Source organism: Streptomyces sp. NPDC048639 (assembly GCF_043199075.1).
Lineage (GTDB): Bacteria > Actinomycetota > Actinomycetes > Streptomycetales > Streptomycetaceae > Streptomyces.
Map to the genome: position 1 here is coordinate 117,683 of NZ_JBICVP010000001.1, position 20,122 is coordinate 137,804.

The 20,122-nt window shown below is 71.6% G+C and carries 12 protein-coding genes and 1 pseudogene; 2 read left to right on the forward strand and 11 right to left on the reverse strand.

Going from position 1 to position 20,122, the window contains the following annotated elements; translation table 11 throughout:
- Positions 1 to 56: 56 nt before the first annotated feature.
- The 8 genes and pseudogenes from gap to ACGFNH_RS00610 all read right to left on the reverse strand — a co-directional run.
- Positions 57 to 1,061 (reverse strand): type I glyceraldehyde-3-phosphate dehydrogenase, encoded by a 1,005-nt coding sequence (gene gap, locus ACGFNH_RS00575; RefSeq protein WP_393650766.1) that lies wholly within the window; start codon positions 1,059 to 1,061, stop codon positions 57 to 59.
- A 137-nt stretch (positions 1,062 to 1,198) separates the two neighbouring features.
- Positions 1,199 to 4,144 carry a M14 family zinc carboxypeptidase gene (locus ACGFNH_RS00580; protein ID WP_393650767.1) on the reverse strand — a complete coding sequence of 982 codons (2,946 nt, stop codon included), beginning with the start codon at positions 4,142 to 4,144 and terminating at the stop codon, positions 1,199 to 1,201.
- A 166-nt stretch (positions 4,145 to 4,310) separates the two neighbouring features.
- Positions 4,311 to 5,300 carry a DNA-binding protein WhiA gene (gene whiA / locus ACGFNH_RS00585; protein WP_393650768.1) on the reverse strand — a complete coding sequence of 330 codons (990 nt, stop codon included), beginning with the start codon at positions 5,298 to 5,300 and terminating at the stop codon, positions 4,311 to 4,313.
- Entirely contained in the window at positions 5,291 to 6,403 is a 1,113-nt protein-coding gene (gene yvcK / locus ACGFNH_RS00590; protein WP_393650769.1) for a uridine diphosphate-N-acetylglucosamine-binding protein YvcK, read from the reverse strand. Before yvcK ends, whiA begins: the two co-directional genes overlap by 10 nt.
- Positions 6,400 to 7,332: an RNase adapter RapZ gene (gene rapZ / locus ACGFNH_RS00595; RefSeq protein ID WP_393650770.1), complete on the reverse strand. Its 933-nt coding sequence runs from the start codon at positions 7,330 to 7,332 to the stop codon at positions 6,400 to 6,402. Before rapZ ends, yvcK begins: the two co-directional genes overlap by 4 nt.
- Positions 7,329 to 9,422 carry an excinuclease ABC subunit UvrC gene (uvrC, locus tag ACGFNH_RS00600; RefSeq protein ID WP_393650771.1) on the reverse strand — a complete coding sequence of 698 codons (2,094 nt, stop codon included), beginning with the start codon at positions 9,420 to 9,422 and terminating at the stop codon, positions 7,329 to 7,331. Before uvrC ends, rapZ begins: the two co-directional genes overlap by 4 nt.
- Positions 9,423 to 9,845: 423 nt before the next feature.
- Complete coding sequence (locus ACGFNH_RS00605; RefSeq protein ID WP_393651456.1) at positions 9,846 to 10,805, reverse strand: hypothetical protein; 960 nt, start codon at positions 10,803 to 10,805, stop codon at positions 9,846 to 9,848.
- A 25-nt stretch (positions 10,806 to 10,830) separates the two neighbouring features.
- Positions 10,831 to 11,298: pseudogene (locus ACGFNH_RS00610) on the reverse strand (papain-like cysteine protease family protein); the annotation flags it as partial.
- Between the two features lie 505 nt (positions 11,299 to 11,803).
- Between ACGFNH_RS00610 and ACGFNH_RS00615 the strand changes: the two are divergent.
- Positions 11,804 to 12,754: a hypothetical protein gene (locus ACGFNH_RS00615; RefSeq protein ID WP_393650772.1), complete on the forward strand. Its 951-nt coding sequence runs from the start codon at positions 11,804 to 11,806 to the stop codon at positions 12,752 to 12,754.
- Between the two features lie 613 nt (positions 12,755 to 13,367).
- On the opposite strand, the gene ACGFNH_RS00620 is transcribed toward ACGFNH_RS00615, so the two are convergent.
- Positions 13,368 to 14,024, reverse strand: a complete 657-nt coding sequence (locus ACGFNH_RS00620) for a response regulator (protein WP_393650773.1) — start codon at positions 14,022 to 14,024, stop codon at positions 13,368 to 13,370.
- A complete protein-coding gene (locus ACGFNH_RS00625) occupies positions 14,021 to 15,136 on the reverse strand; it encodes a sensor histidine kinase (RefSeq protein ID WP_393650774.1) in 1,116 nt (371 codons plus the stop codon). The genes ACGFNH_RS00620 and ACGFNH_RS00625 overlap by 4 nt, the downstream gene beginning before the upstream one ends.
- A 229-nt stretch (positions 15,137 to 15,365) precedes the next feature.
- On the opposite strand from ACGFNH_RS00625, the gene ACGFNH_RS00630 reads away from it, so the two are divergent.
- Complete coding sequence (locus ACGFNH_RS00630; RefSeq protein ID WP_393650775.1) at positions 15,366 to 16,307, forward strand: carbohydrate kinase; 942 nt, start codon at positions 15,366 to 15,368, stop codon at positions 16,305 to 16,307.
- A 771-nt stretch (positions 16,308 to 17,078) separates the two neighbouring features.
- On the opposite strand, the gene uvrA is transcribed toward ACGFNH_RS00630, so the two are convergent.
- The gene (gene uvrA, locus ACGFNH_RS00635) at positions 17,079 to 20,117 is read right to left on the reverse strand and encodes an excinuclease ABC subunit UvrA (RefSeq protein ID WP_393650776.1); all 3,039 of its coding nucleotides are present in this window, start codon (positions 20,115 to 20,117) and stop codon (positions 17,079 to 17,081) included.
- Positions 20,118 to 20,122 lie beyond the last annotated feature (5 nt).

Here is a 20,122-nt window from a genome sequence, read left to right on the forward strand (position 1 = left end):
CGCGTCCTCGCGCCATTCGAGCCCTGTCCCTTACATCTCGGTACCGCGGGCAGCGATCAGAGCTTGCCGCCGACGAAGGTGGTGAGGTCCACCAGGCGGTTGGAGTAGCCCCACTCGTTGTCGTACCAGCCGACGACCTTGACCTGCTTGCCCTGGACCATCGTGAGCTGCGAGTCGAAGGTGCAGGAGGCCGGCCAGTTGACGATGTCCGAGGAGACGATCGGGTCCTCGGTGTACTCCAGGATGCCCTTGAGCTGACCCTCGGCGGCCTTCTGGAAGGCGGAGTTGATCTCGTCCCTGGTGACCTCGCGGTCGAGTTCGAGGACGAGGTCGGTGACCGAGCCGGTCGGGACGGGGACGCGCATCGCGATGCCGTCCAGCTTGCCCTTGAGCTGCGGGAGGACCAGCGCGGTGGCCTTGGCGGCACCGGTGGAGGTCGGAATGATGTTCTCCGCGGCGGCGCGGGCGCGGCGCAGGTCCTTGTGCGGGAAGTCCAGGATGCGCTGGTCGTTGGTGTAGGCGTGGACCGTCGTCATCATGCCCTTGACGATGCCGAAGCTCTCGTCGAGGACCTTCGCCATCGGCGCCACGCAGTTGGTGGTGCAGGAGGCGTTGGAGATCACGTGGTGCTTGGAGGCGTCGTACTTGTCGTGGTTGACGCCCATGACGATCGTGATGTCCTCGTCCTTGGCGGGCGCGGAGATCAGGACCTTCTTCGCGCCGGCGGCGAGGTGCTTCGCGGCATCGTCGCGCTTGGTGAAGATGCCGGTGGACTCGATCACGACGTCGGCACCGAGCTCGCCCCACGGGAGCTGGGCCGGGTCGCGCTCCGCCATCGTCTTGAAGGTCTGGTTACCCACCGTGATGGTGTCATCGGTGTGGCTGACTTCCTGCTTGAGCCGACCCAGGATCGTGTCGTACTTGAGCAGGTGGACCAGGGTGGCGTTGTCGGTCAGGTCGTTGACACCGACGATCTCGATGTCCGCACCCTGCTCCAGGAGCGCCCGGAAGTAGTTGCGGCCGATACGGCCAAAGCCGTTGATTCCTACGCGGATCGTCACGAACCGATCTCCTCGTTGGTGCGCCGGTGTGCACTCCGGCGAGCTGTATGGGAAGTCCCCGACCACCCACGACCCTACCCCTCTCGGAGGCGTGGGGTGACATCGGGCGGCCGGGGACACGGCCTGCGATCGCGAGGTCAGCGGCGCAGCGCGCGCAGTGCGGCTCCCACCAGGTCGGACCGCTCCTTCTCCCCTTGTACGTGCTCCAGTCCGAACCCGAGGAGCACGGTGTCGCGTGTGGTCACCGCGGCCGAGGAGTGGAACAACTCCTGGGAACGGGCCCAGTCGGCGCCGGCCGCGGGGCTGCCCGCGGGCGGACCGGGTACGGCCCACGGCCCGAGCTCCGTCTCGAACCCTCCGTCGCCCTGCGCGGCACCGGCCGTGACGAGGCGGGTGTCGTCGACGAACACTCCGCGGCCGCCGGTGCCGGGGTCGCTGACGTACGAGACGGACAACTCGACCTTCTCGCCCGCGTAGCCGCTGAGGTCGAAGGCCACGGGCTGCCAGCCGTCGGAGGCGCCGGTGAAGCGGTTCCAGCGTCCCGTGGTGCCCTCGGCGGTGCACGCGTCGTCGCCGACGGTGAGGTAGTGCTCGAGGAACGGGTGCCCGCGGACGTAGAAGCCCTCGGTGCAGTCGGCAGGGACGTCGGTCGCGGTGCCGCCGCGGGCGTCGGGCAGCGTCGTCCAGTCGTCCTGGCCCACCGTGTGTGCTTCCACGACCACGTTGTCGTAGTCGCTCTCGGTGTCGTAGCTGAGCATGAACTCCAGGCCCGGCTCCGCCGAGGCCTGGGTGCCGGTCAGGTCGACGGTGCGGGTCAGCCGCGTCCAGGTGTTGTCGATGTGCTTCGCCGCGGCGAACCAGTCGCCCTCGTACGGCTGGAACGGGGTGCGTACGCCCGGATAGTCGCCCGCCGCCGCGCTGCGGAACTGCGGGAAGTCCTCCGGGGGCAGTTCGTCGGAGATGACGGTGTACGCGCCCGCGCCGTCCAGCGGATTGCCCGGCGCGTCACCGAGCCCGGCCTTCGTGGCACCGAGCTTGCCGGTGGCCGCGAAGTCCGGAGGGTTCTTCAGCGCGATCCGGCCTCCGGAGCCGAGGTAGTACTGGCTGAAGTCGTCGGTGGCGGCCCGGCCGACGCGCGAGCTGCCGCCCGCCTTCTCACCGGCGTTGATGAGCCTGCCGCCCTCGTTGAGGTAGTCGCGCACCGCGAGGAGGGTCGTACCGCCGGGCTCGGACGCGCCGGTGTACCACAGGACGGTGCGGAAGTGGCCGAGGACGCCGAGGGCATGCGGCGCGCCCTGTGTGGCGACGTCCCAGACCACGGCCTTGTGGTGGTTGGCCGCCAGCGCGCCGGTGTACGCGGAGGCGTGGCGGGCGGGGGCGGTGCCTCCCTCCTCGGCGATCACCAGGGTGTCGGCGCGCGGCCGTTCGGCGACGGTGTACGTGAAGGGCTCGCTCGCCGTGCGCTTGCCGCTCGCGGTGCGGCCGGTGAACCAGACCCGGACCTTCTCGCCCGGATCGGCGTTCTCCACCTCGGCGCGGTACTGGTCGAAGCGGAGGTTGTCCTCACCGCCGTAGGTCTCGCCGCCCTTCCAGGCGCCGAGGCGCCGGGTGTGGGTACGGCCGCCGTCGATGCGGTAGTTGAGCTGCTTGTCGCGCACGCTCTTGCGGGCGGTGACGGACACCTCCTGGTCGGCGCCGCGCGCGTAGGAGGTGGTGAAGGTGTCGGGGGTGAAGTCCGGGGCGTCGATGCCGACCGGGGAGGAGGGCCGGTCCGGGTGTGCGGCGCTCTCGGCGACGGCGAGCGCGAAGGGGACGTTCTTGGCGAACTCCTGCTGGATCAGCTTCTCGTCGTCGGGGAAGTTGAAGCCGGACTCGCAGTCCGCGGGGTTCCAGGCGTCGTTCGGGTCGACGCGGGAGGCGCTGGCACAGGTCGACATCTCCGGGGTGAACATCATCATCCCGTTGACGTTGGCCGCGTGGCCGTCGGCCTCGCCGTTGGTGGTGTAGAGCTCGGAGGAGACCTGGGGGCGGTAGCCGGGTATCGCGGAGTTCTCGGGGGTGCCGGCGAGCGCCTTGTAGAGGACGTCGTCCGGTGTGGGGGTGGCGACCTGCCAGCCCACGCCGTAGAGGAGCAGTTCGGCGGCGGAGTGGTAGTTGATGCCGTACTCGAAGCCGATGCGCTTCTCGAACCGGTCGAGCGCCTTGGTCTCGGGCTCGGACATCGGTGCGGTGCCGCGGAAGGTCTCGTCGGCGGGGTCGGGCGAGGAACCCTCGTTGTCGTAGCCCCACTTGTAGGCGAAGTTGCGGTTGAGGTCGACGCCGTCGCCGGGGGCGATCTTTCCGTCGCCGTCGTTGTCGCGGAGGTTCTTGCGCCAGAGGCGGTTGCCGGGGGTGAAGGTGAAGTCGTAGCCGTCGGGGTTCGCGGAGATGACGAACCACAGTTCGGTGGAATCGACGATCTTCTTGATACGGCGGTCGGTTCCGTAGCCGTCGAGGTAGTGGTGCATCAGCCGCCGGGTCATCTCCGGGGTGATCCACTCACGGGCGTGCTGGTTGGAGGCGTACAGCACGGACGGTTTGGCGCCGTCCCGGGTGCGGTCCGCGCCCTTGCTGACCTTGACGGCGAGGATGTCCTGGCCCTTCACGGTCCTGCCGATGCTGACGACCTTGGTGAGGGAGGGGTGCTCCCGCGCGGTCTCGAGGATCTCCCGACCGATGCCGTCGTCGCCGCTGTACGGGCGGAACACGCCGTCACCCGCGGCCGCGAGCCGCTTCTCGCTCCGCTCGGAGAGGGAGCGCCGGGTCAGGTCGACCCCGTCGCTCCTGAGCTGCTTCGCCTGCCGTCCGGTGAGGAACAGTTCGACCTCGGTGGTGCCCTTGTCCGGTGCCCGTTCGCCCAGTTCGTGGCCGTCGGCGCCGGCCTCGAGGAGGAGCGGGATCTGTGCCTTGGTGACTTCGGCCGTCCATGCGGTCAGCGTGTCGCCGCCGCCGGTGCCCGGGTCCGCCTGGGCGGCGGGTGCCGCTGCCAGTCCGCCGAGCAGCAGTGAAACCGCTGCGAGGATCGGTCTCGCTCTGCGTCTCATGAGCCCCCCTTGCTGTTGTCCGCCACCTTTGTGTGCGGGTGAGCGGACGACAGACTTGTGACGCCACATGATCATGTCAATAGCGCGTGGACCACGGTTCCGACCACGGACATGAAGCGGGCCGGGGACGACTGCGGTCGTCCCCGGCCCGAGATGTGAGGCGGTGTCAGCCGACCATGCCGTCGGCCATCTCCTCGGTGAGGTTCGATTCCGTGCCCGGGATCCCGATGTCCTGCGCCCGCTTGTCGGCCATGGCGAGCAGCCGGCGGATACGGCCGGCCACGGCATCCTTGGTGAGCGGCGGGTCGGCGAGCGCCCCCAACTCCTCCAGCGACGCCTGCTTGTGCTCCATCCGCAGCCGCCCCGCGGCCGCCAGGTGCTCCGGCACGTCCTCGCCGAGGATCTCCAGCGCGCGCTGCACCCGGGCGCCCGCCGCGACCGCCGCACGCGCCGAACGGCGCAGGTTGGCGTCGTCGAAGTTGGCCAGGCGGTTGGCCGTGGCGCGCACCTCGCGGCGCATCCGCCGCTCCTCCCACGCCAGTACGGACTCGTGCGCCCCGAGACGGGTCAACAGGGCGCCGATCGCGTCACCGTCCCGTACGACCACCCGGTCCACTCCGCGCACCTCGCGGGCCTTGGCCGCGATGCCGAGCCGTCGGGCCGCGCCGACCAGCGCCAGCGCCGCCTCCGGGCCCGGGCAGGTGACCTCCAGGGAGGAGGACCGGCCGGGCTCGGTGAGGGAGCCGTGCGCGAGGAAGGCGCCGCGCCAGGCCGCCTCCGCGTCGCATGTCGCGCCGGAGACCACCTGCGGCGGCAGGCCCCGGATGGGACGGCCGCGGCCGTCCACAAGGCCGGTCTGCCGGGCCAGTTGGTCGCCTCCTGCCACGACCCGCACCACGTAGCGGCTGCCGCGGCGGAGTCCGCCGGGAGCCATCACCACGAGGTCGGAGGCGTGTCCGAAGATCTCGAGAATGTCCTTGCGCAGCCGCCGGGCCGCGATGCCCGTATCCAGTTCGGCCTCGATCACGATCCTGCCGCTGACAAGGTGCAGTCCGCCCGCGAAGCGCAGGATCGACGAGACCTCCGACTTCCGGCAGCAGGTACGGGTGACGGGGAGCCGGGAGATTTCATCCTTCACCGCTGCCGTCATCGCCATGGGCCGATCCTTCCATGCATCCGAAAAATACGGTCGTACGCGGCCGCCAGCAGCTCCGGATCGTGCCTCGGAGAGCTTCCCCCGGAGCCACCGGCCTGGGAGACGCTCTGAGCCGAGGCCACCGGAGCCAGCTCGACCGTCCCGCCGAGTCGTTCGGCGGCGTCGATCAGGCTGTCCCGGTCGGGGACGGCGGCCTCGTCGGCCAGCACCACGTCGAAGGCGAGTTTAGGGGCGTGTCGGGCCAAAACCTCCAAATGACGCTGCGGGGAGAAGCCGGCGGTTTCGCCGGGTTGCGGCGCGAGGTTCAGCGACAGCACCCGCCGGGCCTTGGTCTCGGTGAGCGCGTCGAGCAGTTGCGGCACCAGCAGATGGGGGATCACGGACGAGAACCAGGAGCCCGGTCCGAGGATCACCCAGTCCGCGTCGAGGACCGCTTCGACCGCCTCGGGCACGGCGGGCGGGTCGCTCGGCACGAGGTGGACGGACTGGACCTCGCCGCGGGTGAGCGCGACCGTGGCCTGGCCCCGTACGGTCGTGACCTCGGTGGGGAACTCCGGATCGTGGCCGAGGACCAGCGCCTGAAGTTCGAGCGGCACGGCGGACATCGGCAGCACCCTGCCGTGCGCGCCGAGCAGTCGGCCCACCCACTCCAGCGCCCTGACGTGGTCGCCGAGCTGCTCCCAGAGGGCGACGATCAACAGGTTGCCGACGGCGTGGCCGTGCAGATCACCCTCGCTCGCGAAGCGGTGCTGGACGACCCGGGCCCAGGTCTGGCCCCATTCGTCGTCGCCGCACAGCGCGGCCAGCGCCTTGCGCAGATCGCCCGGCGGCAGCACGCCCAGCTCGTCACGGAGCCGGCCGCTGGAACCCCCGTCGTCGGCGACGGTGACGACGGCGGTCAGATCGCCGGTGATGCGGCGCAGCGCGGCGAGCGAGGCGGACAGGCCCTGGCCGCCGCCGAGCGCGACCACCTTGGGCTGCGCGCCGCGCTTGCGGAACGTACGGGCGGGGGTACGGGCCGGGGCGCGGCTCGTGCCGTCCGCCCTGCGCTCGGGGACCAGCCGCCGTACGCGGCCCAGCCGCGAGGGCCTGCCGGGCGTCACTCGCGCCCCATGTCACGGTGGACGATGACGGTCTCCACACCCTCGGCGGCGAGGCGGACGGCGAGCTTCTCGGACATGGCGACGCTGCGGTGCTTGCCGCCGGTGCAGCCCACGGCGATGGTCACGTACCGCTTGCCCTCACGGCGGTAGCCGGTGGCGATGAGCTGGAGCAGCTCGGCGTAGCGGTCCAGGAACTCCTTGGCGCCGGGCTGGTTGAACACATAGCCGGACACCTCGGCGCTCAGGCCCGTGAAGGGCCGCAGCTCCGGAACCCAGTGGGGGTTGGGGAGGAAGCGGCAGTCGACGACGAGGTCGGCGTCGACGGGCAGACCGTACTTGTAGCCGAACGACATCACCGTGGCGCGCAGCTCCGGCTCCTCGTCCCCCGCGAACTGGGCGTCCAGCTTGGCGCGCAGCTCATGGACGTTGAGGCTGGAGGTGTCGATCACGATGTCGGCGTCACCGCGCAGCTCGCGCAGCAGCTCGCGCTCGGCGGCGATGCCGTCGACGATGCGGCCCGAGCCCTGGAGGGGGTGCGGGCGGCGGACGGACTCGAAGCGCCGGACCAGCGCCTCGTCCGACGCCTCCAGGAAGATCACCCGGCGCTTGACGCTCTTGGAGTCCAGGGCGGCCAGCGATTCGCGGAGGTTGTCGAAGAAGCGGCGGCCGCGGACGTCCACGACGACGGCGATACGGGCGACATTGCCCTGCGAGCGGGCCCCGAGGTCCACCATGGTCGGGATGAGGGCGGGCGGCAGGTTGTCGACCACGAACCAGCCCAGGTCCTCCAGGCACTTGGCGGCGGTGCTGCGGCCCGCGCCGGACATGCCGGAGATGATCACCAGCTCGGGGATGGCCGCCTCCTCGGCGCCGCCCTCGGCCGTCGTGCCCGTACTCACCTGTGCTCCGTCTCCGTCAATGCCGGTCATCTGTCCTGCCCCTGTTCGGATGAGGATGAGGACGCGGTGGACGCGGGGGCCGCGATCCCGTCCGCGCTCTCATCTTCAATGATCTCTCCTGTCGCGGTGTTCACCGCGGGCGCGCCGGGCACCGCGCCGGCCAGGGCCGCCACGATCGTCAGCGCCGTCTTCCGCCCCACTCCGGGCACCTCGCAGATCTCCTCGACGGTCGCCGCGCGCAGGCGCTTCAGCGATCCGAAGTGCTTGAGCAGCGCCTGGCGGCGGGACTCGCCCAGCCCCGGGACGGAGTCCAGAGGTCCGGCCTTCATCCGCTTCCCGCGCTTGCCGCGCTGGTAGGCGATGGCGAACCGGTGCGCCTCGTCCCGGATCCGCTGCAGAAGGTAGAGCCCTTCGCTGGTGCGCGGAAGGACGACCGGGTCGTCCTGGTCCGGCAGCCAGACCTCTTCGAGCCGCTTGGCGAGGCCGCAGACGGCCACATCGTCGATGCCCAGCTCGTCCAAGGCCCGCTGGGCCGCTGTGACCTGCGGCTTCCCGCCATCGACGACCACGAGCTGCGGAGGGTAGGCGAACCGGCGCGGCCTTCCCGTCTCAGGGTCCACGGGCCCACCGGGCACGCCCTCGGTGTCCGCCTCGACCTCGCCGCCCGGCTCCTCGTCCCACTCCCCCGTCTTCTGCTTCTCCAGCAGATAGCGGCGGAACCGCCGGCTGACGACCTCGTGCATGGACCGTACGTCGTCCTGGCCCTCGCCGTGCCAGACCTGCTCGTCCCCGACGCGTCCCTTGATCTGGAACCGCCGGTACTCGCTCTTGCGGGCCAGCCCGTCCTCGAAGACGACCATGGAACCCACGACGTCCTGACCCTGGAGGTGGGAGATGTCGTAGCACTCCACGCGCAGCGGGGCGGAGTCCAGCTCCAGGGCCTCGGCGATCTCCTCCAGCGCGCGGGAGCGAGTGGTGAGGTCCGAGGCGCGCTTGGTCTTGTGCAGCCCGAGCGCCTGCTGGGCGTTGCGCTGCACCGTCGCCATCAGGTCCTTCTTGTCGCCGCGCTGCGGAATGCGCAGGCTGACATTGGAGCCGCGGTGCTCGGCGAGCCACTGCGCGACGGGTTCGACGGGGTCGGGGAGGGCGGGGACCAGCACCTCGCGGGGGACGCCCTCGCCGGTCTCCTCTCCGTAGAGCTGCTGGAGGGCGTGCTCGACGAGTCCCGCGGTGTCGACGGCTTCCACCTTGTCGGTGACCCAGCCACGCTGGCCGCGGACCCGGCCGCCGCGGACGTGGAAGATCTGGACGGCGGCCTCGAGTTCGTCCTCGGCGACCGCGATCAGGTCGGCGTCCGTGGCGTCCGCGAGCACGACGGCGTTCTTCTCCATCGCGCGGCGCAGTGCCTCCGTGTCGTCCCGGAGGCGGGCCGCCTTCTCGTACTCCATGTCCTCGGAGGCCTCGTGCATCTGCTTCTCGAGGCGGCGCAGATACGTTCCGGTACGGCCGGCCATGAAGTCGCAGAACTCCTCGGCCAGTTCACGGTGCTCCTCGGGGGTGACCCGGCCGACGCACGGCGCGGAGCACTTGCCGATGTACCCGAGCAGGCAGGGCCGGCCGATCTGGTGCGAGCGCTTGAACACCCCGGCGGAGCATGTGCGTACGGGGAAGACCCGCAGCATCAGGTCGACCGTCTCGCGGATCGCCCAGGCGTGGGCGTACGGGCCGAAGTAGCGCACGCCCTTCCGCTTGGGTCCGCGCATCACCTGTACGCGGGGGAACTCCTCGCCCAGCGTGACGGCGAGGGACGGGTAGCTCTTGTCGTCCCGGTACTTGACGTTGAACCGCGGGTCGAACTCCTTGATCCAGGAGTACTCGAGCTGCAACGCCTCGACCTCGGTCGAGACAACCGTCCACTCGACCGAGGCAGCGGTGGTGACCATGGTGCGGGTGCGCGGGTGCAGCCCGGCGAGATCCTGGAAGTAGGAGGAGAGCCGCTGGCGGAGGCTCTTCGCCTTCCCGACGTAGATCACGCGCCGGTGCTCGTCGCGGAATCTGTAGACCCCCGGCGAGTCGGGGATCTGTCCCGGCTTGGGTCGGTAGCTGCTGGGGTCGGCCATGTAACTCACCCTACTGGCGTGGGGTGACAGCGGGTCGCGTGCGGCGGACGTTGAGAGACGAGCGTACGGACGGCGGGAGGCGTTGGGGAGGCGGGGCTGGGCGAGGCGCGAGGCGGACGGGGTGCATGGGGTACGCGGGGTACGCGGGGTACGCGAGGCGCGGAGGCGCGGGAGCGGGAGCGGATGCGCGGGAGCGGGAGCGGGAGCGGGGTGCGCGGGAGCGGGAGCGGGAGCGGGGTGCGCGGGAGCGGGAGCGGGAGCGGGGTGCGCGGGAGCGGGAGCGGAGGCGCGTGCGGCAAGGGCGGGGTGCGCGGTCCGGCGCGGGCGGACGGTGCAAGGTGCTCCGCGCGCGGACGTACGGGCTCCCTTCCCGGCGAGGGAGCGGCGGGAAGGGAGCCCGCGAGAGACGAACCGCCGGCCGCGTCAGCCGGTGCGGCCCCTGCGCCGGCGCGCCCCCGTCGCGAGGCCGAGGACCAGCGCGAGCACGGCCGCCACGGCCGTACCGGCTGATGCCGCCGCCACGAGCCCGCGGTCGGCGCGCCCCTCGTGCGACGCCGTACGGAGCGACGCCGGAGCGGGCCCGGACACCTGTGCGCCGCGGCCGTATCCCCCGGCGCTGCCGCTCCGGTCGTACGTGGAGCCGGGCAGTTTCTCCCCGTAGGCCGCGTGCACGCGCTTCCGGTAGGCGTCCACGGTGGTGCCCCGCTTGCCTATGGCCCGGAGCGCGTCCCGGTCGAGCGGGAGGACGCGCGCTCCGCGCTGCACGTACCAGGCGTCGATCTGGGGCTCGCGGAAAACGGTGCCGCCGCGGAGTCTCTCCCGGCCCCGTGCGACGTAGCGGGTCTCGTCGTCACCGGTGGCGAAGTTGACGACCTTCCAGGAACCTTTCCCGGTACGGGTGTTGCTGCCGCTGCCCGTACGTGCGACCCAGACCGACGCCTTCCGCCCGTCGGCGGCGACCGCGCGGGCGGCAAGGAAGTCCAGCCGGGCGACGGGCGCGCCGGGACGTCCCGCCACGAAGTCCGGCGCGAGGGTGTGGACGGGTACGGCCGCGCCCTCGATCCGCGGCTTGGCAGCCCCGGCGCGTACGCCGTCGCCCGCACCGGCGTGCACATCGGCGCGTGCCCCGGTGTGCGTGAAGAACCGGGAGAGCGTGTCCAACGTCCCCGGCGCACGGGCCTCGTCGCGCGCCGCATCGACGCTCCCGGCGGCCGGGGCGGAGGGACGCGGAGGGGCGGAGCCGTCCGCCTGGCGGGCGGTGTGGGCCTGGACCTGAGCCTGAGCCTGGGCCTGGGCCTGGGCCTGTGCCTGCGGGGCGAAGCCGATGAGCGCGGCGGCCAGAAGAAGCGCGGCGCCCGTCCGGTGGCCGGCCCTCTTCGTGATCATGTCTCCTGCGTGACGCGTCATGTCAGCCCCCTATCCCGTAGAGCGAGTGGGTCCAGGAGAACTCGGCGTTGTTCACGTACCAGCCGTGGGAGGCCCAGTTGTAGCGGTTGTTGCTCGGCCAGGGGTCGCCCCAGCGGACCAGGCTGTCCGCGGTGTCGTAGCCGTACAGCACGTGCATGTGGCCACCCCCGGACGCCCACTGGATGCGGGTCTCCACAGGCCGGTCGGCCTCGATCTCGGCCCGTACGGTGGAGTGGTCCAGCCATCCGGTCACATACGAGCCGGGGTTGACGCCCGCCCAGGCGAGCCCCGTCTGGACATCGCCGAGCGTGGCCTGCCAGTTGGGGCAGTCGGTGCCCTGCTGGCGCTGGAAGGCGGCGTTGCAGAACTCGTTCTGGGTGTGGTTCCTGCCGAAGAACGCGGCGATGGTGTTCCCGGCGGCCGCCCAGCACCAGTTGGTGTTCTGCTGGGCCTGCATGGAGATGCCGAGCTGCTTCCCGGCGAGCGCCGCGGAGGCACCGTCCGCGGAGGAAGCGCCCGCAGAAAGAGCCCCCGCGGAGGCACCGTCCGCGGGCCCGGGCCGGGCCCGCGGACGGTGCTCGCCGCCGAGGCCGGCAGGGCGAGGAAGGGGAGCAGGGCGGCGGCCGCGGTGGCGAGAACGGCCTGGGTGAGCCGTCTGCGGCCGGGCGGCCGGGCCCGGCGGGGTCGTGGAGCAGGGGTGGACATCGCGATCCTCCTGAACGAGGTGTGGGGTGAGGGAGGAGCGCGTCCGGACGCTGGGCAGGAGGATCGGCCGGTTGTCCGGGGCAGGTCAACAGGCGGGAATCCGGGGGGTCACAGGGGTGTGAACGGCGCCGGCCGGATGTGAACATCAGGGGCACGGCGAGCTGCGACAGCCTCGTCCGCACCGCGTGCAGGGGCGCACCCGGTTGTGAACATTCACCCGCGCGCCCGCGCATCATGACGCCAGGGCGCGCCGCCGAACGGTGGCACCCATGACGCAGAGCAGCGCGCAGCGCAGCACGGCCGAGCGCGAGCTGGAACAGGCGCTGGCCACCGGTCCGTTCCCGCTCGCACTGCGGACGGCCCTGTCGGTCCGCGGGCTGGCTCTGCACCGCGTACAGCACCGGCTCGCGGAGCGCGGCGTCACCATCGGCGTGACCAGCCTGAGTTACTGGCAGCAGGGGGCGAGGCGGCCGCAGCGTCCCGAGTCGCTGCGCGCGGTCCGCGCCCTGGAGGAGGTGCTCGGCCTTCCCGCACGTTCGCTCGCCCGGCTGCTCGAACCGGTGGCCGGACGACGCGAAGGCCCGGACCGGCCGGCGGCCCGCTCGTACCGCACGCTGATGCGGTCCTCCACGGAGCTGGAGCAGATCATCGCCGGGCTCGGATCCCCGGCCGACGGCGGGCTCCACACGGTCGGCCACCACGAGCGCGTACGCCTCGGCCCCCGGCGCGAGTTGCTCACGCGCGACTCGCAACAGGTCGTGCGCGCGCACCGGGAGGGCGTGGACCGTTACCTCGCCATCCACCACGGCGATGCCGGCTGGAGTCCCGAGCAAGTGGCCGTACGGGCGACCGAGAACTGCCGGGTGGGGCGGGTCCGGTGGCACGCCGAGTCGGGTGTGATGGTCGCGGAGCTGCTGTTCGACACCCGGCTGCGCACCGGGGAGACCTATGTCTTTGCGTACACCTTCGATGACGGCACGGGCGGGACGAGCACCGAGTACGTCCGTGGCTTCTCCTTCGGCGACGGCCAGTACATGCTGCAGGTGCGGTTCGACGACGCGGCACTGCCGGTGCGCTGCCGGCGCTTCGCGCAGACGTCGGCCGGCGCGCCCCCCAGCGGCCGGCAGGAGCTGGCGCTGAGCGGGCTGCACCGTACGGTGCATCTGGTCGAACGGCGGGTACGGCCGGGGCTGTTGGGGATCGGCTGGGACTGGGACTGATACGCATCCCGGGCGCGGCTCCGCTCCTCCGCAACCCGCACAGGGCAGGGCCCGCAGTCCTCCGCGTGCGGCCCTGGGTGGTATCCGGGCGGACTCCGACCGACGGATGAACGCACCGCCGGCTTCCAGGCGTCCCGGCCGGGTGCGTTCGCCCGGACCCGTCGCCCGGGTCCGTTCGCCCAGGTCCGTCGCCCAGGTCCGTCGCCCGGATCCGTCGCCCGCCAACGGTGCTCCCGTTCCGAGGCGCGAACCGCCGCCTCCGGACGCGAGAAAGGGAGCGCGCGTGAGCGCAGACATGCTGGAGGCCCGGGGCCCGACCAGGTTCCGCGGCAGGAAGGGAGCGGTGGAGGACCTGCACTTCACCGTCCGCCCCGGCATCGCACCGCCGAGCGCCGGCCGGCCGATCACACGCGTCGGGCAGACCGTGGACGGCCTGGGGCCATGGGCGGATAACGGGATGCAGTGCGCGTGTGCCGCGGCGGCGATGGCCGGTGCGGTGTGGGGGCTGAGCCGGCGCGACGCCCGAGCCGGACGGGGACTCGGGGCGTACTGCCGGCCAGGGGCCGACCAAGGACGTCGGACATGGGGCACCCGCCCCCGGCCCGTCCCGGCGCTATGCCCGCAGCAGCCCGGCGTCGTGGGCGAGGATCGCCGCCTGAACGCGGTTGGCGCACTGCAACTTGGCCAGCAGCCGCGTCATATGGGTCTTCACCGTGGCCTCGCTCAGGTGCAGATGGGCACCGATCTCGGAGTTGGACCTGCCGTCGCCGACGAGGCGGAGCACCTCCCGCTCCCGCTCGGTCAGCGCGGACGTACGGCTGCGGGCGTCCGCCTCCCTCGACGTCTCGCGTGCGGCGAACGTCGAGATCAGGCGGCGGGTCACCGAGGGAGCGAGCAGCGCGTCCCCGTCGTGGACCGTCTTCACCGCCTCGGTGAGGTCGCGGGGGCGGGTGTTCTTGAGAAGGAACCCCATCGCGCCGGCCTGCAGGGCGGCGTGCACGTACTCGTCCATGTCGAACGTCGTGAGCACCACCACCTTGGGCGCGCCCGGCAGTTGTGTGATCTCCCGCGTCGCGGCCAGCCCGTCCATGACCGGCATACGGATGTCCATGAGGACGACGTCGGGCCGGTGGGCGCGGGTCAGGTGCACCGCCTCGGAGCCGTTGCGCGCCTCGGCGACCAGGCTGATCTCCGGGTCTGCCCGCAGGATCATGGCCAGGCCTGCCCTGACGAGGTCCTCGTCGTCTACGAGCAGAAGGCGGATGCTCATGACGGTGTTCCTTTCGTGGGGATGACGGCGGAGACCCGGAAACCGCCGTCATCCCGTTGACCGGCCTCGAACGATCCGCCCAGAACCGTGACGCGCTCCCTCAGCCCCACGAGGCCGTTGCCGCCGCTGGGAAGGCGGGGGCCGGGGAGCCGCAGCGGCACCTCGTTCTCCACGGTGAGGTGGAGCCCGTCGGCCGCAAAGCGGAGGTGGACGCGGGCGGACGCGCCTCCCGCGTGCTTGTGCACATTGGTCAGCGCTTCCTGGACGAGGCGGTAGACGGTGCGCTCCGCCGCCAGGTCCAGCGGGCAGGATGTGCCGGACCGCTCCAGGTCGATCCGCATTCCGGCGCCACGCGACTGCTCAACCAGCGCGGCCAGGTCCTCCAGGGTGGGCTGCGGGGCCCGCGGTGCCTCGTCCTCGTCCGCGTCCGTGGTGCGCAGGACCCCCAGCAACTGCCGCAGCTCGTCGAGCGCCTGGCGGCCGATCCCGCCGATGAGCTCGGCGGTCTCCGCGGTCTTCCGGTCCTCCACCGAGACTTCCAGCGCGCCGGAGTGGATGACCATCAGGCTCACCCGGTGCGCGACGACGTCGTGCATCTCGCGCGCGATCCGGGTCCGCTCCTCCATGCGGGCCTGGCGGCCGAGGAGGACCTGTTCGCGCTCCAGCCGCTCCGCCTTCTCGCGCAGGCCCTCCATCATCTGGCGGCGCGCTCCCGCGTACATACCGGCCAGGACCGGTACGGCGATGTAGAGGCCGGGAGCGACGACCATGACGAACGGCATGTCCTCGTCCGGGCCGACCAGCAACGCGGTGGCGACCAGGCCGGAGGCGGCGGCCGCAGTGGCGAGCAGGAGAACGCGGCGGCTGCGCCCGTACTTGGCCAGCGAGTACAGCGACACGGGCAGCACGGGAGAGGCGAGCCCCAGTGGGATGAGCAGGATGGCGGCCGCGCACAGTGCCAGGGGCCGGCGGCGCCGTACGAGCGTGGCGAGCCCCATCACGACCGCCACGGTGAAGAAGACACCGGGCGGGATGCCCCAGGGGTGGTCGTAGACGACGAACCCGCCCGGAGAGACGACACAGCCCAGCGCCACGCAGGCGTCGAACAGCATGGCGCGGCGGCTCTCCCACCACAGGGGGTGCGCGGAGGCCGCTCCCCGCAGCGCTCCGGGAAGGCGTATGGCGATGTCGCCCTCCAGCGTGTTTCACAGGTCGGGACCGTGCTGCGGCCCGACCCTACCTGCTGACAGACTCGGCGCCACGTGCTCATCACGGATGAGCTGCAGGACTGCGCAGAGGCAGAACTGTGCACAGGGCAGAGGGCAAAGGAAGGACCGGCTGGTGATCGTCGTTGCGGGAGAGGCGCTGATAGATCTGGTCCCGGCCGCCGAGGCGGCGGGCGGCTCGGCCACGGCGGCCGGAGGCGGTGACCTGACCGCCTTGCTACCGCGCCGCGGCGGCGGGCCCTACAACACGGCGGTGGCGCTGGGACGCCTCGGCTCACCGGTCGCCTTCTGCTCGCGGGTCTCGACGGACGTGTTCGGGGAGTCCCTGCTGAACGGTCTGAGCGGCGACGGGGTGGACGTCTCCCTGGTCCAGCGGGGCCCGGAGCCGACGACCCTGGCGGTGGCCGCGATCGGCGCCGACGGCTCGGCGGGCTACGGCTTCTACGTCGAGGGCACGGCCGACCGGCTCTTCGACCTGCCGGGCGCACTGCCCGAGTCGACACGCGCCGTGTCGTTCGGCACCTGCTCGCTGATGCTGGAGCCGGGCGCGAGCGCCTACGAGGAGCTGATGCGGCGCGAGGCGGAGCGCGGGGTCTTCACGGCGCTGGACCCCAACATCCGGGCGTCCCTGATCCCCGACGCGGACGCCTACCGGGCCCGCTTCCGGTCCTGGCTGCCGAACATCGCGCTGCTGAAGCTGTCGGAGGAGGACGCGGACTGGCTCGGCGGCACGCCGCGGGAGTGGCTCGCGGCCGGACCGGGCGCGGTGGTGCTCACGCACGGGGGCGACGGGCTGCGGGTGCTGACCCGCGACGGCGGGGAGCACGTGGTGCCGGGCGAGAAGGTGGACGTGGTCGACACGATCGGCGCGGGCGACACGGTGAACGCGGCGCTGCTCCACCGCCTCGGCGCGCACGACGCGTTCGCACCGGGAGCGCTGTCGGGCCTCGGCGAGGACGAGTGGAAGGACATCCTCGGGTTCGCCGCGCGCGCGGCCGCGATCACCTGCTCCCGCGCGGGAGCGGAACCGCCGTACGCGTCCGAGCTGACCGCGTAGCCGGCTCGGGGGCTACGACGCCCCGACCGCGTAGCCGGCTCCGGGACTACGACCGCCCCCACCGCGTAGCCGGCTCCGGGACTACGACGCCCCGACCGCGTAGCCGGCTCCGGGACTACGACCGCCCCGAGTACGTCACCGTCTCGGGGCTGCGTCCGTCCCCGAGGGCGTAGCCGGAACAGGGCTACGCCCCCCGACTGCCTGGCCGGCGCGCAGCCGCGACCGCCGCTACCCGCTCTGCCCGGCAAGACGGTTCGGCCTGGCAGGGCGATCGCGCCGCCGAGGCCGGTCCCTGTCCGGGAGGCTCATTCCCTCCGGGAGAACAGCAGGACCCGGTGGGCCGGACGGTCCCCACGCGTGCGGTTGGTCCCGGAAACAGTTGGTCCCGGAAACAGTCGCACCGGGCGGTCCCGACGCGGGCGATCGGTCTCCGACACCGGTCGGAGCGGGCGAAGCAGCCCGTTCGGCCGGGAACGCGGATCGACCCGCGAGGCCGCAGCCGCTCCCTCCACGAGCGGGGTGCCCGGTGGCCGGTTCGGCTGCGCGGATCGTTCGGCCGGGAGGACGGGGCGGCCCGCCGCGGGAACCGCGAGAGCCGCGAGAGCCGCGAGAGCCGCGGGAACCGCGAGAACCGCGAGAACCGCGAGAACCGCGAGAACCGCGAGAACCGCGAGAACCGCGAGAGCCGCGAGAGCCGCGAGAGCCCGGCCTTCCGGCCGGGCTCTCGTCAGGACCTCATGGACGGGGCTCGCGTCGGACCAGGTGCTCCCGTCAGGCGCGGCGCGTGCGCGTCGACGGCGTCGACGACTTCGCAGTCTTGGCCGTCTTCTTCGTGGCCGCCCGCTTCCCGCCCGTGGCGTTCGCGTTCACCGTCTTCGTCTTGGCCGACGACGCCTTGGCGGCCGACACCTTCTTCGCCGCCGCCTTCTTCGGCTTCGCCGAGCGCTGCTGCGGGACCCCGTCGCTCACACGGTCACCGAGCAGGTCCCGGAGGAACTTGCCGGTGTGGCTCGCCGGGACCGCCGCGACCTGCTCCGGCGTGCCCTCGGCGACCACCAGGCCGCCGCCGCTGCCGCCTTCGGGCCCCATGTCGACGAGCCAGTCGGCGGTCTTGATCACATCGAGGTTGTGCTCGATGACGATCACGGTGTTGCCCTTGTCGACCAGGCCCGAGAGGACGTTGATCAGCTTGCTGATGTCCTCGAAGTGCAGGCCCGTCGTGGGTTCGTCCAGGACGTAGACCGTCCGGCCCGTCGAGCGCTTCTGCAGTTCGCTGGCGAGCTTCACGCGCTGCGCCTCACCGCCGGAGAGCGTCGGGGCGGGCTGCCCGAGGCGGACGTAGCCGAGACCGACCTCGTTGAGCGTCCGCAGATGGCGCGAGATCGTCGGTACCGCCTCGAAGAAGTCGAGCGCCTCCTCGATCGGCATGTCCAGCACCTCGGCGATGGACTTGCCCTTGTAATGGACCTCCAGGGTCTCCCGGTTGTAGCGCGCGCCGTGGCAGACCTCGCACGGGACGTACACGTCCGGCAGGAAGTTCATCTCGATCTTGATGGTGCCGTCGCCGGAGCAGTTCTCGCAGCGGCCGCCCTTGACGTTGAAGGAGAAGCGGCCCGGCAGATAGCCGCGCACCTTCGCCTCCATCGTCTCCGCGAACAGCCTGCGGACGTGGTCGAAGACACCGGTGTACGTCGCAGGGTTGGACCGCGGCGTACGGCCGATGGGCGACTGGTCGACATGCACCACCTTGTCGACGAGGTCGTCCCCGTCGACGCGGGTGTGCCGCCCGGGAACCGCCCTCGCGCCCTGCAGCTCGCGCGCCAGATGTGTGTACAGGATGTCGTTGACCAGCGTCGATTTGCCGGACCCGGACACCCCGGTCACCGCGGTGAAGACACCGAGCGGGAAGGACACGTCGATGTCCTGGAGGTTGTTCTCCCGGGCGCCGCGCACCGTGAGGTGCTTCGCGCCGTTGACCGGCCGCCGGATGTCCGGGGTCGGGATGGCCCTCTTGCCGGCCAGGTACTGCCCGGTCACCGACTTCTCGTTGTCCAGCAGCTCCTTCAAGGGCCCGCTGTGCACGACCTTGCCGCCGTGCTCGCCCGCGCCCGGGCCGATGTCCACCACCCAGTCCGAGGTCTTGATGGTGTCCTCGTCGTGCTCGACGACGATCAGCGTGTTGCCGAGGTCCCGCAGCCGGACGAGGGTCTCGATCAGGCGGTGGTTGTCGCGCTGGTGGAGGCCGATCGACGGCTCGTCCAGCACGTAGAGAACGCCGACCAGGCCGGAGCCGATCTGCGTCGCCAGCCGGATGCGCTGGGCCTCGCCGCCCGAGAGCGTGCCGGCGGCGCGGTTCAGCGACAGATAGTCGAGTCCGACGTCCACCAGGAAGCGAAGCCGCTCGTTGACCTCCTTGAGGACCCGCTCGGCGATCGTCTTCTCCCGCGCCGAGAGCTTCATGTCCCGCAGGAAGTCGGCGCAGTCACTGATCGACATCGCGGCGACCTCGGCGATGGACCTCCCCTGCAGGGTGACCGCCAGGACGATCGGCTTGAGCCGCGTGCCCTCGCAGGTCGGGCAGGGCACCTCGCGCATGTAGCCCTCGAAGCGCTCGCGGCTGCTGTCGCTCTCGGCCTCCGAGTGACGCCGCTTGACGAACGGCACGGCTCCCTCGAAGGAGGTGGTGTACGCGCGCTCCCGCCCGTAGCGGTTGCGGTAGCGCACCTCGATCTGGGTGCGGTGGCCGTTCAGCAGGGCCTTCCGGGCGCGCTGCGGCAGCCCCTCCCAGGGGATGTCGGTGCGGAAGCCGAGCTCTCCGGCGAGCGCGCCGACCAGCCGGGAGAAGTAGTCCTTGGTGTGACCGTGCGACCAGGGGTGGATGGCGCCCTCGTCGAGGGACTTCTCCGGGTCGGGGACGATCAGCTCGGGGTCGACCTCCATGCGCGTGCCGATGCCGGTGCAGTCGGGGCAGGCGCCGAAGGGCGAGTTGAAGGAGAAGGAGCGCGGCTCCAGCTCCTCGAACGACAGGTCGTCGTACGGGCAGTAGAGGTGCTCGGAGAACATCCGCTCGCGCTGCGGGTCCTCCTCGTCGAGGTCGACGAAGTCGAGGATGACCATGCCGCCGGAGAGCCCGAGCGCGGTCTCGACGGAGTCCGTGAGCCGGCGCTTGGCGCTGTCCTTGACGGTGAGGCGGTCCACGACCACCTCGATGGTGTGCTTCTCCTGCTTCTTCAGCTTCGGCGGGTCGGAGAGCTGGATCGTCGTCCCGTCGACGCGCGCCCGGCTGTAGCCCTTGGTCTGGAGGTCGGAGAAGAGGTCGGCGAACTCGCCCTTGCGCTCGCGCACCAGCGGCGAGAGGACCTGGAAGCGGCTGCCCTCCTCCAGGCCCAGCACCTTGTCGACGATCGCCTGCGGCGACTGCCGCGAGATCGGACGGCCGCACTCGGGGCAGTGCGGCTTGCCGATGCGGGCGAAGAGCAGGCGGAGGTAGTCGTAGACCTCGGTGATCGTGCCGACCGTCGAGCGCGGGTTGCGCGAGGTCGACTTCTGGTCGATGGAAACCGCGGGGGACAGGCCCTCGATGAAGTCCACATCGGGCTTGTCCATCTGGCCCAGGAACTGCCGGGCGTACGACGAGAGCGACTCGACGTACCGCCGCTGTCCCTCGGCGAAGATCGTGTCGAACGCGAGGGAGGACTTACCGGAGCCCGACAGGCCCGTGAAGACGATGAGGGAGTCCCGGGGCAGGTCGAGCGAGACGTTCTTCAGGTTGTGCTCGCGAGCGCCACGGACGATGAGACGGTCGGCCACGCCGG

Coding starts and splice junctions, on each gene's coding strand:
- ACGFNH_RS00615 (WP_393650772.1), top strand. CDS start 11,804: ATGACGCAGAGCAGCGCGCAGCGCAGCACGGCCGAGCGCGAGCTGGAA.
- ACGFNH_RS00620 (WP_393650773.1), bottom strand. CDS start 14,024: ATGAGCATCCGCCTTCTGCTCGTAGACGACGAGGACCTCGTCAGGGCA.
- ACGFNH_RS00580 (WP_393650767.1), bottom strand. CDS start 4,144: ATGAGACGCAGAGCGAGACCGATCCTCGCAGCGGTTTCACTGCTGCTC.
- whiA (WP_393650768.1), bottom strand. CDS start 5,300: ATGGCGATGACGGCAGCGGTGAAGGATGAAATCTCCCGGCTCCCCGTC.
- ACGFNH_RS00625 (WP_393650774.1), bottom strand. CDS start 15,136: ATGCTGTTCGACGCCTGCGTGGCGCTGGGCTGTGTCGTCTCTCCGGGC.
- rapZ (WP_393650770.1), bottom strand. CDS start 7,332: ATGACCGGCATTGACGGAGACGGAGCACAGGTGAGTACGGGCACGACG.
- uvrC (WP_393650771.1), bottom strand. CDS start 9,422: ATGGCCGACCCCAGCAGCTACCGACCCAAGCCGGGACAGATCCCCGAC.